At 58.5% G+C, this 12,098-nt stretch carries 10 protein-coding genes and 2 pseudogenes; 4 read left to right on the top strand and 8 right to left on the bottom strand.

Annotation, left to right across the window (positions count from 1 at the left end):
* Positions 1-8: 8 nt before the first annotated feature.
* Both CMN55_RS08360 and CMN55_RS08355 read left to right on the top strand, forming a co-directional pair.
* Positions 9-617 carry a DJ-1/PfpI family protein gene (locus tag CMN55_RS08360; RefSeq protein WP_293949324.1) on the top strand — a complete coding sequence of 203 codons (609 nt, stop codon included), beginning with the start codon at positions 9-11 and terminating at the stop codon, positions 615-617.
* Positions 618-700: 83 nt separating this feature from the next.
* Positions 701-2,062, top strand: coding sequence for an MFS transporter (locus CMN55_RS08355; RefSeq protein WP_293949322.1), 1,362 nt, complete (start codon positions 701-703; stop codon positions 2,060-2,062).
* A 3-nt stretch (positions 2,063-2,065) separates the two neighbouring features.
* Here the strand turns inward: CMN55_RS08355 and CMN55_RS17160 are convergent.
* Positions 2,066-2,380: pseudogene (locus tag CMN55_RS17160) on the bottom strand (YbjQ family protein).
* Between the two features lie 26 nt (positions 2,381-2,406).
* Positions 2,407-4,006: pseudogene (gene purH / locus CMN55_RS17155) on the bottom strand (bifunctional phosphoribosylaminoimidazolecarboxamide formyltransferase/IMP cyclohydrolase).
* 157 nt (positions 4,007-4,163) lie between these two features.
* Between purH and CMN55_RS08340 the strand changes: the two are divergent.
* Positions 4,164-5,474, top strand: a complete 1,311-nt coding sequence (locus CMN55_RS08340; protein WP_293949319.1) for a nucleotide sugar dehydrogenase — start codon at positions 4,164-4,166, stop codon at positions 5,472-5,474.
* Between the two features lie 19 nt (positions 5,475-5,493).
* On the opposite strand, the gene CMN55_RS08335 is transcribed toward CMN55_RS08340, so the two are convergent.
* The 3 genes from CMN55_RS08335 to rsmB all read right to left on the bottom strand — a co-directional run bounded on the left by CMN55_RS08335 (position 5,494) and on the right by rsmB (position 9,173).
* Positions 5,494-7,146 carry a heparinase II/III family protein gene (locus CMN55_RS08335; protein WP_293949317.1) on the bottom strand — a complete coding sequence of 551 codons (1,653 nt, stop codon included), beginning with the start codon at positions 7,144-7,146 and terminating at the stop codon, positions 5,494-5,496.
* Complete coding sequence (gene rpe / locus CMN55_RS08330) at positions 7,143-7,808, bottom strand: ribulose-phosphate 3-epimerase (protein WP_293949315.1); 666 nt, start codon at positions 7,806-7,808, stop codon at positions 7,143-7,145. The genes CMN55_RS08335 and rpe overlap by 4 nt, the downstream gene beginning before the upstream one ends.
* Before the next feature lie 87 nt (positions 7,809-7,895).
* On the bottom strand, positions 7,896-9,173 hold the full coding sequence (rsmB, locus tag CMN55_RS08325; protein ID WP_293949313.1) for a 16S rRNA (cytosine(967)-C(5))-methyltransferase RsmB: 1,278 nt from the start codon (positions 9,171-9,173) through the stop codon (positions 7,896-7,898).
* 106 nt (positions 9,174-9,279) lie between these two features.
* Here rsmB and CMN55_RS08320 point away from each other — a divergent pair, with 106 nt between their 5' ends.
* On the top strand, positions 9,280-9,438 hold the full coding sequence (locus CMN55_RS08320) for a DUF1674 domain-containing protein (RefSeq protein ID WP_293949312.1): 159 nt from the start codon (positions 9,280-9,282) through the stop codon (positions 9,436-9,438).
* Positions 9,439-9,448: 10 nt separating this feature from the next.
* On the opposite strand, the gene CMN55_RS08315 is transcribed toward CMN55_RS08320, so the two are convergent.
* The 3 genes from CMN55_RS08315 to CMN55_RS08305 form a co-directional block, all read right to left on the bottom strand.
* Positions 9,449-10,366 carry a DMT family transporter gene (locus CMN55_RS08315; protein ID WP_293949310.1) on the bottom strand — a complete coding sequence of 306 codons (918 nt, stop codon included), beginning with the start codon at positions 10,364-10,366 and terminating at the stop codon, positions 9,449-9,451.
* 122 nt (positions 10,367-10,488) lie between these two features.
* A complete protein-coding gene (locus CMN55_RS08310) occupies positions 10,489-10,902 on the bottom strand; it encodes an EVE domain-containing protein (RefSeq protein ID WP_293949308.1) in 414 nt (137 codons plus the stop codon).
* Positions 10,902-12,074 (bottom strand): acyl-CoA dehydrogenase family protein, encoded by a 1,173-nt coding sequence (locus CMN55_RS08305; protein ID WP_293949306.1) that lies wholly within the window; start codon positions 12,072-12,074, stop codon positions 10,902-10,904. Before CMN55_RS08305 ends, CMN55_RS08310 begins: the two co-directional genes overlap by 1 nt.
* Positions 12,075-12,098: the final 24 nt, after the last annotated feature.

The following is a 12,098-nucleotide window of genomic DNA, read 5'->3' as shown; positions in this document are numbered from 1 at the left end:
GGCATCTATTGAAAAAGATCGGNGCGCTCGNNTTTCCGGGNTTTGAGCTTCTGGANCTGTTTGGNCCGCTGGAAATGTTCGGTATGGCAAANGANTTTTTCCAGATCGACATCATTGCGGAAGCCCNTGGGCCGGTNGCCAGCAATGCCGGTCCTGTCGTTATGGCGGACNCCGGNTTTGACTCACCTGCCGGATATGATCTGCTGCTTGTNCCGGGTGGNATGGGNACNCGGGTTGAAATTGCTAACGACCGGTTGCTGGAGTGGCTGAAAAAATCNGAAGNCGCGGCGGATATCGTCATGAGTGTCTGTACGGGGAGTGCCTTGCTGGCAAAGGCGGGATTGCTGGCCGGACGNCGGGCGACCAGCAACAAGATGGCATTTGACTGGGTCTGTTCGGTNGGNCCCGGNGTTGACTGGGTGGCGGAAGCGCGCTGGGTCGANGATGGNAAGATCTTCACCTCATCCGGCGTCTCGGCGGGCATGGATATGTCACTTGCCGTGATTGCCCGNTTGCATGGNGTCGAGNTTGCCCGCAAAATTGCCATTGCCGCCGAATATGAGTGGCAGGAAGAAGCAGNTCGCGACCCGTTTGCCCGGCTGCACGGACTTGTCTGAAAAAANTCATGGAGNAGCTGATTGTCTATCCTCTCGCTTTGGCGTAGCGTGACATTCCGGCTNGTGATGTGCAGGGGGTGATNATGACGGNGGAGAACGGCCATCCGGCCACGGANGCAAGCAGGCTCGGNAAATTTTCCTGGGCGNTNTTTGACTGGGCGAACCAGCCCTATTTTACAGTCGTCACCACCTTTATCTTTGCCCCCTATTTCACCACTTTTGTNGCCGCCACCCCGGCGGAGGGGCAGGCCTACTGGGGCTATACCCAGGCNATTGCCGGNATATTGATTGCCATNCTCAGCCCGGTTCTGGGCTCCATCGCNGATGCGGGCGGNGCGCGGAAACCCTGGATNNTNTNNTTCACCCTGCTGTGCGCCNTTGGCGCNTTCTCNCTCTGGTGGGCNNTGCCCGGNCAGGAAAGCGGTATCCTCTGGATCCTCANCGGGATCATCATCGGCACGNTCGGCGTNGAATTTGCCATTGTNTTCAANAANGCCATGCTGCCAAGNCTTGTNCCGCAGGCCCGCATGGGGCGGCTCAGNGGTTTTGGCTGGGGNCTNGGCTATATCGGCGGCCTGATNGTNCTTTTTNTCGTGCTGCTCTGCTTTTCCCTGCCGGAGACGGCGATGTTCGGTCTGAATAAGGAAATGCATGAACAGGACCGCATTACNGGCCCCATTNCCGCCNTCTGGTTCCTTGTCTTCATCATTCCCATGATGCTGTTCACGCCGGACCGGGCNCGGACGGGNATTGCAAAAGGCGCNGCCGTNCGTCAGGGAATATCAACGCTGGTTGACACGTTGAAGTCGCTCAAGGATTACCGNAATATTGTCTATTTCCTGATTGCGCGCATGTTCTATAACGACGGCATTCTCGCGCTCATCGGGTTTTCNGGCATCTATGCGGCGGGGCTTTTCGGATGGGGTACGACAGAGCTCGGTATCTTCGGCATCCTGATCAATTTCTTTGCCATCGGCGGNTCCTTCGCGGGGGGATATCTCGATGACCGGCTGGGATCGAAACCCACCATTGTGATATCCGTGCTGGGGCTTGCCTTTGCCTCCGTCGGGGTNCTCTCCATCAGCAANGGTCAGGTGCTGTTNGGCCTGCCNGCNGCCATGCCNGTGGAGGGCGGCGCGCTGTTCGCCAGCCCGGCNGAGATTGTTTTCATGATCTTTGCCTTCNTCATGGGGCTTTTCTTCGGCCCCGCGCAGGCCGCNAGCCGGACNCTCATTGCCCGCATGTCCCCGCCGGAAAAAGCNGGNGAGTTNTTCGGGCTTTTCGCGCTGTCAGGCAAGGCAACGGCTTTTGTCGCGCCNNTGCTNATCGGGATCGTGACNTCCGCAACCGGGCAGCAGCGCCCGGCGATGATCGTGATTTTTGCGCTTCTGATGATCGGCGCGGCACTGATGAGCTTTGTGCGGGAGCCNGNGCGNTCCCGCTGAGGCTCAGGCGAGNTTGACGGCGGTGCCCGAAACAGTGACCATCAGCATGCTGTCGCCGANNACNTCGACATCCANNGCAATGCCGATCACNGCATCNGCGCCCANTTCNGCGGCCTCATCCTTCATATCCTGAAGGGCGTGGGCGCGGGCATTGCGGATTTCCTTCTGGTAGGAGCCGGAGCGTCCGCCCAACGTGTCCCGNACGCGGGCGAAGAANTCCCGCACNAAGTTNGANCCCATGACGGCNTCNCCGCCGACGATGCCGATNTAGGAGGCAANATNNCNGCCTTCAATNGACCCNGTTGTCGTGATAATCATGNCGGNNCATTCCCCCTNNNANAAGATCAATGACGGAAATGTCGCATACCGGTGAAGACCATGGCAAGCCCGGCGTCATCGGCGGCGGCGATGACTTCATTATCGCGCATGGAGCCNCCGGGCTGGATCACCGCNGTTGCCCCTGCTTCGGCGGCGGCNAGCAAGCCATCCGCGAAGGGGAANAANGCGTCGGAGGCAACAACGGAGCCTTTGGCCCAGGCGGTTGTCTCGCCGGCATTCTGCGCNGCCTCCAGCGATTTGGCGGCGGCAATTTTNGANGAATCNACGCGGCTCATCTGGCCNGCGCCGACGCCGACCGTNGCGCCGNCCCGGACATAGACAATGGCGTTCGATTTCACATGCTTGGCNACNGTAAAGGCGAAGCGGAGGTCTTTCATCTCCTGTTCGCTCGGTGCGCGTTTGGTGACCACCTGCAATTCCGGCTGGGCNGTCAGGGCATTGTCACGATCCTGGATGAGATANCCGCTCGCGAGGGACTTGATGACGCGNCCGGCGGCTTTGGGATCGGGCAGACCGCCNGTCAGCAGCANGCGCAGGTTCTTCTTGGCGGCAATGATTTCNCGCGCGGCCTCATCCGCCTCGGGGGCGATGATCACTTCGGTGAAAATNTTGACGATTTCCTCTGCCGTCGCCGCATCNAGNGTCTGGTTGAGGGCAATGATCCCGCCAAAGGCCGAAGTGGTATCGCAGGCAAAGGCGCGGCGNTAGGCNTCNGCCAGCGTCGGCGCCNTGGCAACGCCGCANGGGTTGGCNTGCTTGATAATGGCGCAGGCCGGGCCGCTCACNTTCGGGNGCAAATTCGGCAACCAGNTCAAANGCNGCGTCGGTGTCNTTGAAATTGTTATAGGAGAGTTCTTTCCCCTGAAGCTGGCGCGCGCTGGCNACGCCGATGCGTTTCTCATCATTGGCNTANAAAGCGGCCGTCTGATGCGGNTTTTCNCCATAGCGCAGGATCTGCTGGCGGGTGCCCGCCAGAACCAGCCGGTCCGGATAGGTTTCGCCGAGCTGTGCGGCATACCAGCTNGAAATGGCNGCNTCATAGGCNCCGGTGCGGGCATAGGCCTTGGCGGCCATTTTCTTGCGCAGCTCAAGGGATGTCTTGCCGCCGGTCTCCNNCANCTCGTCAATCACGCTCTGNTAATCGCTGCTGTCCACNANAACCGTGACGAAGCCGTAATTCTTGGCGGCGGAGCGGATCATCGCCGGGCCGCCGATGTCGATATTTTCGATGCAGCTATGGAAATCCGCGCCCTTGGCGACCGTCTCTTCAAAGGGGTAGAGATTGACGACGACAAGGTCGATCCCGCCGATTTGGTGATCCGCCATCGCCTTGGCATGATCGGGATTGTCCCTGAGCGCGAGGATGCCGCCATGGACCGTAGGATGCAGGGTCTTGACGCGCCCGTCCATCATCTCGGGAAAGCCCGTGTGATCGGCGACTTCGGTCACCTTGACGCCCGCCTCCATCAGCATTTTGGCGCTGCCGCCGGTGGACAGGATTTCAACATTGAGCGCGGCGAGTGCCTTGCCGAGCTCAACCAGGCCGGATTTGTCGGAAACGGAAATGAGGGCGCGGGAAACGGGTTGCAAATCGGTGCGGGACATCGACGGATTTCATCCTCTGTGAGGTGATTTAAGGGAGTATGCGCCCTATAGCACGCAGGGCGGATTTGCGGAACCTTTTAACGAAAAAAAAACTTGGACAAACTAATATCGCGGCGTTACCAAACTACGGACATATTTATACAGGACATTCTATCCTATGGTACATACAGCTCCCGCAGCACTTAAAGGCGGCAACAAGGTCAGCGTCAAGACGAAGATCTCCATTGTGGGGCTCGGCTATGTCGGGCTGCCTCTTGCCGTCGCCCTCGCGAGAAGTTTTGACGTCATCGGCTATGACGTAAACGCGAATCGCGTGAAGGAGCTGCGGCAGGGCCATGACCGCACCATGGAAATTGATACGCCTTCCTTGCGCGCCAGCAGTGTGCGCTTCACGACCGATATCAACGATACGCGCGATGCGGATATCCATATTGTCACCGTGCCGACACCGGTCGATGAGGATGACAAGCCGGATCTCAATCCGCTCAAAGGCGCATGTGAGGCGGTTGGCCCGGTTCTGAAGAAGGGCGCTATTGTTGTTGTGGAAAGCACGGTTTATCCGGGCGTTACCGAAGATGTCTGCGGCCCTATTCTTGAGGAAACATCGGGCATGACATCGGGCGCCGATTTCTACCTCGGCTACTCGCCGGAGCGGATCAATCCGGGCGACAAGGTGCATACGGTGGACAAGATCATCAAGGTGGTTTCCGGCCAGACGGAGGAAGTGACCGATATTCTGGCCGATGTCTATGGGGCGGCGACCACCGGGGGGACCTATCGCGCTCGCAATATCAAGACGGCCGAAGCGGCGAAAGTGATCGAAAACGCCCAGCGCGACATCAATATCGCCTTCGTCAATGAAGCGACGATGATTTTCCAGAAGCTTGGCATTTCGGCCTATGACGTTCTGGAGACGGCGGGCACCAAATGGAATTTTCTCAATTTCACGCCCGGCCTCGTGGGTGGGCACTGCATTGGCGTTGATCCTTTCTATCTCGCCCATCGGGCCAATGAAGTCGGCCATTTCGCCGATCTCATCCTCACGGGTCGGCGGATTAATGAGAATATGGGCCGGTTTATCGCCGAAAGTGTGCATTCCAACCTGTCGGGCAAGAGCAAGATCCTTGTCCTTGGCGTGACCTTTAAGGAAAACGTCCCGGACCTTCGCAATACCAAGGTGGTTGATATCATCCAGGTGCTGCGCGAACTCGGTCATGAGGTGGATGTGCATGATCCGCTGGCGGACAAGGATGAGGCGAGCCAGTTCCTCGATATTGACCTGATTGAAAACCTCTCCGACCTCAAAGGCTATGATGCGATTGTGGGTGCCGTGGCGCATTCCGTTTATCGCGATCTGTCTCCGGCAGCGCTGGAGGAAATGGTCGGCGGCAACGGGCTGCTTGCCGATGTCAAGGGGATCTGGCGCAATACAGAATTTTCCCCGGCCATCAAACGCTGGCAGCTTTAAGGCAGTCAGCCAAAAGCCGTCAATCCGACAGGCGGGTCAGCGCCCATTTGATGAGGATCGGCTCCTGGTCAATCAGCTGCCCGCCGATGACGATTTGCTGATTATGCCGCCGTTCGCCGGGCTCGCTGCAATAGACGCTTTCTTCCAGTGACAGCCGCGCCGCGCCGGTCAGGAATTTCCAGCCCATTCCGCTTGCCGTGCGGATCAGGATATTCTTGCCGCTGGCGCTGCGGGAAATGCTGAGATCCGGATGCAGGTGAAAGCGCAGGCTGAAATGCGAGCGTCCGTCCTCGGGCATGCGTTCGGGGATGATCTGATCCTCGCCCCGGAGGGCAAGGCCGGTGGCATCCAGATAGAGCCGCCGCCGGTGCAGAATGCCGACGCTTTCCCGATAGCCGTGGCTTTCAAGATCAAGCCAGATATTTCCTTCATCTTCGTTGCGGACGACATTGGCCCGCGTCTCATCGCCGGAATTGCGCGGGGCATAGGCCGCGTTGATATTATCGAAGCCGAGCGTTGAATGTGCGGCCGTTGCCGCCAGCGCCCGCGCCCAGGCGGAGGAGGGGTCGCGGACACCGCCGCAATTAACGATCAGCCGCTCCCGCCCATAGCTGAATTCAAAGCTCATCAGCCCGGCATGGCGTTGCTCGCCCTTGTTCCGTCCGCCTTCGCCGCTTTCAAGGATCAGCAGGGCGCGGCCCGCTTTCAGCCGTTCGAAGCCGCCTTGCGGAAACCGGTGCGGCGCACGGCCCGTCGCATCGGACAGGCTGAGGATATTGTCGCAATAGCCCTCCGGCAGCGCCAGCCCGCCATTGAACAGGGCCAGCCGACCGTCGCCATGCTGGAAAAAGCGAATAGCGGGCGCCAGCCGGTCAATGGCGTTATTGATGGCCACGGGTACCATCTCATTGGCCGCCATCAATGTATTGCGAATGCCGACAAGATCGCCGAGGAGGGTGAGGTGGCGTTCGGGGTTGCGGCTGATATGACATCCGTCCGCGAGCACGATACGGCCGAGCTCCGTCTCCATCTGGGAAAGGTGTTTGGACGCGCTTTTCGCCATATCGGGAAAGGCGAGAGATCCATAGAGCAGGGCCTGCCATGTGGCGATGCGATCCTCCCCCCGCGATTTTGCCCGCGCCAGCCGGCCAAGGTGGATATACTGGCGGCGCAGCGAGCGCAGGAAGGGATAATTGAAATCACCCTCGGTTTGCTCCAACAGGAAATTATTGTGGCAGAACCAGGCGATCAGGCGGCGGGCGAGAACCTCCTCGTCCCAGAAGTAGGGATGATAGGCGTCAAACTCTTCAATCCAGGCAAGGATGAGGGCGCGGGCGTGGCGTTTCGCCGCGTCGCTGCCATGAGTGGCGAAATCGCGCAGCCAGGCAAATTCGTGCAATTCCCTGTACCAGGCAAGCGGCATCCCCTCAATCCGCCAGGGATTCTGATCATCCTGTTCATGGATGGTTCCGGCAAATTCGAATTGTCCCTGAAAGATATGGTCGGCCCGCTCTGCATTGCCGGGAAAGATATCGGTTGGCGCCAGATTAAGACGCTTCGGCACCCGGCTTTTCAAAAGCGCCTGATAGGCCCGGCTCGCATAGATGACATCGGAAACAAGTCGCCGCGACGGGAAGCCTTCTTTCGCAGGCATGATCGCGGCTTTGTTCATTTCCGCCCCAGCACCGCGTTGATGTTGGCGGCATATTGCTCGGCACCGCCTTTGAAGACGGCGCTTCCCGCCACCAGCATGTCCGCGCCCGCCTCAATCACCAGCGGGGCCGTTTCCGCATTGATGCCGCCATCCACCTCAAGATCGATATCGCGGCCCGATGCGTCGATCATCTGACGCAGGGTGCGGATTTTCTCAATCTGCGAAGGGATGAATTTCTGCCCGCCGAAACCTGGATTGACGCTCATCACCAGCACAAGATCGACGATATCCATGACATGTTCAAGGGTCGCGGCCGGGGTGGAGGGGTTCAGCGAAACCCCCGCCTTCACACCATGAGATTTGATGAGCTGCAATGTGCGGTGCAGATGCGGCCCCGCTTCCTGATGCACGGTGATGATATCCGCGCCGCCCTCAACAAACTCGGCAATATAGGGATCGACGGGGGAGATCATCAGATGAACGTCAAACGGCAAGTCGGAATAGCCGCGAACAGACTTCATCACGGCGGGGCCGAAGCTGATATTGGGCACAAAATGGCCGTCCATCACGTCAATATGGATGAAATCGGCGCCGGCGCGGGTGACATCCCGGACTTCCTCGCCGAGTTTTGCAAAATCGGCCGCGAGAATGGAAGGGGATATTCTGACCGGTTTCTGCATGATGTTCCTTAAATCGAAAGATGACAGATGTAACGCTTCAGGTTAGGAAATTCTTTAGCATGACAGCCGGGGGCGCTCAAGCAACCCTTATGATATTTTCCGCAGACGCGCGGCGAAAAACCCATCCATTCCACCAAGATGAAAGGGCAGGCAGCGCAGATCCCCTTGAGGATTGATCAGCTCCGCCACATCGCCGACCTCCCCCGCCGTGACGGGCAACCGTTCGAAATCGCTATGCCGCGCGAGGAAGGCGCTGATCTGTTCTTCGCCTTCTGAGGCCTGGAGGGAGCAGACGCTATAGACCAGCATCCCGCCGGGTTTCAGCATATCCGCCGCATGATCCAGCAGCCGGGATTGCAGGGCGGCGAGCTTCGTCACATCCTCCGGTGATTTGAGATAGGCTACATCCGGGTGACGGCGCAGGGTACCGGTGCTGGAACAGGGGGCATCGAGAAGAATGCCGTCGGGCGCCGTTGCCGGGGTGTATTTTTCCGCCTCCGCGACGATGACCTCCACCTCCAGTTTCAGCCGGTCCATATTCTGCTGCAAACGCTTGAGCCGCCCTTTGGAGCGATCGAGCGCAATCACATGGGCGCCGCCGCTTGCGAGCTGTGCCGTCTTGCCGCCGGGCGCGGCGCAGATATCGAGGATATTTTTGCCCCGGACATCGCCAAACAGGCGGGCGGGCAGGGCGGCGGCGGCATCCTGTATCCACCATTCTCCTTCCTCAAAACCGGGAAGCTGCGGAATATCGCCGCCGCTTTTACGGCGCAGGGTGCCGGTTGGCAGAATATCGGCCGCCAGCAAGGGCGCCCATTTTTCCGGATTATCCCGGACGCTGATGTCCAGCGTGGCTTCCATCTGATGCGCGGTGGCAATCCGGCGCGTGACATCTTCGCCATAATGGTCCTGCCACGCCTGCCACAGCCAGTCCGGCGTGTTGAGTTTTTCGGCATCCAGAGTGGACAGCAGCTTGGCGCCCTGCCNGTCCGTGCGCCGCAGCAGGGCATTGACCAGCCCCTTGTATTTGCTGCGTTCGGGGATGAGCGCCACGGTGTCATGAACGGCGGCGTGGGGCGGGATGTCCAGAAACAGGATCTGCGCAATACCGATCCGCAAGGCATGGCGGATATCGACAATCTTTTCGGGCAGCGGCCGTTCCAGCATCCGGTCGATCAGCGCATCAATCACGCCGAGGTGCCGGAGCGTTGTCGAAACGATGGCGCGGGCCAGCGCCCTGTCGCGGCCGTCCAGGCCTTTCAGGGTCTCATCCAGCACATCTTCGAGCGCCTGATGCTTTTGCAGCACCCGGGAAAGGATCTGAATGGCGGCGGCGCGGGAGCTGTTGACGGATTTGGATTGCATGATCGGCTTCTAGCGGAATTTTGCCTTGCGGTCCAGATAGGCATCGGAAATACTGTCGACGGCAGCCGAAGCTGCCTTTTCCCGTCCAGTCAGGAAATATGATGTGATGACCGATAAGAAAGCCGAAAAGAACGCAACACAGGACGACGCGCAGAAAAAAACGCCGGAGAAGAAAACGACCCTAAAGGAAATCGGCGGTCCCAGCGGGCTTGAACCAACACGATATGGCGATTGGGAACGCAAGGGCATTGTCAGCGATTTCTGATCCGTCCGCCTCAGCTTGCCGGTTTTCCGCGCTCTGACAGCCAGATGCCGAACAGGACAAGGGCCAGCGCGACGCCGTGGAACATCTCGAACGGCTCCCCGAGATAGGCAACGGCGAAGATGGAGGCGAAAATCGGCACCAGGTTGACGAAGACACCGGCCCGGCCCGGCCCGATCAGGCTGACCCCCGTCATGAAGGCGATTTGCGAGATGATGGAGGCGAAAAGCGCCGCCAGCAGGGCAACGATCCAGCCCGTGACCGTCGGCATGATAAAATTCCCCATGCTGATCTCAATCGCGACAAACGGCACCGATGTGATCATCGCCGCAATGGACATGACCGTAAAGAAGGAGAAGGCCGAAATGTTGGGGCGAAAGCGCAGGGCAACCGTATAACCGGCATACAGCGCACAAGCGAGCAGCATCATTGCATCCCCTTCATTGATCTGGAAACTGGCCAGCCGTTCGAACGATCCGGCGGCGGCGACGATAATGACGCCAATGATCGTGGTGGCGACACCGACATATTGCAGCAGCGTGACCCTTGTTTTGAAAACCAGAAAGGCGCCGATCAGGACGAACACCGGAATGGCGCCCTGAAGAATGCCGATGTTGATTGCCGTTGTTGAATGCGCCGCAACGTAAAACACGATATTGAATGTCGTGAAGCCAAACCCGCCCATGATCAGGATATAGAGGAAATGCTTTTTCAGGACGTGCCGGTCCCGCCACAAATAGCGGTGCGCAAACCCACTCAGGATTAAAACGACCAGCATCCAGCGCAGGAACACCAATGTCATCGGTGAAATTTCCCCCACCGCGACACGGCCCAGAATCGCATTCATTCCCCAGCATGCAGTTGTCAGGGTGAGAAGCAGATAGGCCCGGAGATTGCTTGCCTGATTGGGCGTGGGATTGGATGAAGACATGGCACTTTTTCAAATCGTCGCGGATTGGACGGAAACCTTATGCCATAAGTCCGCAATCGCCAACCGCTTTGATAACGGGGCTGGCCTGAGTGACACACATAGCTCGCCCGTGAAGGGGAGGGTCAGAGACCGCCCATCTTGTTGATCAGCGCCCACGCCTTGTCATCCACCGGAACCACTGACAGGCGGCTCTGGCGGACAAGGCCGAAATCCTCAAGCCGCGGATCGGCTTTTATGTCCGCCAGTGTCACCGGGCTCGGCAATGCCTTGACCGCCTTGACATCCACCATGCCAAAGCGGCCCTTTGCATCGCTCGGGTCGGGATAATATTCCTTGATGACCTCCACAATACCGACAATCTGCTTTTCGGAAACCGAGTGATAGAAAAAGCAAAGATCGCCGATCTTCATCTCTTTCAGATTGTTCGATGCCTGATAGTTGCGCACCCCGTCCCAATGGGTGCCCTTCTCTCCGGCATCAAGCTGATCCTGCCAGGACCAGGTGCCCGGTTCCGATTTCACAAGCCAGTATTTCATCAGGTCTCCTGTTTTTTCCGTTTTCCGGGGAAAATACCCATCTGCTTGGCAATGATTTCCAGCATGATCTCATTGGCGCCGCCGCCGACCGATGACAGGCGAAGATCGCGATAGCCGCGGGAAATCCAGGTTTCGTTCATGAAACCCTGCCCGCCCCAATATTGCAGGCACTCGTTCGGGATCTTGTTGCACAAGGTGCCGATAAAGTACTTCGCCATGGAGGCCAGCTTGGTCACGTCATTGCCGTTCTTATACTCTTCCGCCGCATGGTAGAGCAGGGCGCGCCCGGCTTCAACAAGGCTCTGCAACTCGGCCAGCTTGTGATAGACGACCTGCTTGTCGCGCAGGGTTTCGCCGAACACCTTGCGCATGCCGGTATATTCAATGGTATCCTCAACCGCCACCTCGCAGCCGCGCAGCGCCCGGGCGGAGATATACAGCCGTTCTTCCTGGAACTGGCGCATCTGATAGATGAAGCCCATATTTTCCTCGCCGATCAGATTGCGGGCGGGAACCCGCACATCGTCGAAGAAAAGCTGCGCCGTGTCGGAGCATTTGAGCGCCATCTTGTCCAGCTTGCGGGCAACCGAGACGCCCTTCGTCTTCAGCGGCACAATAATCAGCGATTTGTTGCGATGCGGCCCTGCGTCCTGCGATGTGTTGCAGAGAAGGCAGATCCAGTCGCCCTGCACGCCGTTGGTGATCCACATTTTCTGGCCGTTGATGACATAGTCATCGCCGTCGCGCCGGGCATAGGTCTTGGTGCTCGCCACGTCCGAACCGGCGCTTTCCTCGCTCACCCCGATGCAGCCCACCAGATCACCGGCAATGGTCGGGACCAGAAATTCCTGTTTCAGCTCTTCGCTGCCGTAATTCGCCAGCGCCGGGGTGCACATGGATGTCTGCACGCCGATCGAGGTGGAAACGCCGTTCGCCCGGCAGCCGCCGAGAGTTTCCGCCAGCACCATCTCATAGGTGAAGTCGAGATCGAGGCCGCCATATTTTTCCGGCTTCGAGATGCCTAGAAGTCCGGCATCTCCCATGATTTTCATAATCTTGTGCGCGGGGAATATCTCCGCCTCTTCCCATTCGTTGACATAGGGATTGATATGCTCATCCATAATCTTTTGAACGGTATTCTTGAGCGCCAGATGTTCTTCTGTGAACAGCATGTTGGTATCCTCTTTTTTTATTAT

This window comes from Sneathiella sp. (assembly GCF_002694385.1).
GTDB lineage: Bacteria > Pseudomonadota > Alphaproteobacteria > Sneathiellales > Sneathiellaceae > Sneathiella.
The sequence above is the reverse complement of the archived record's forward strand: the minus strand, read 5'-3'. Positions and strand labels throughout refer to the sequence as shown.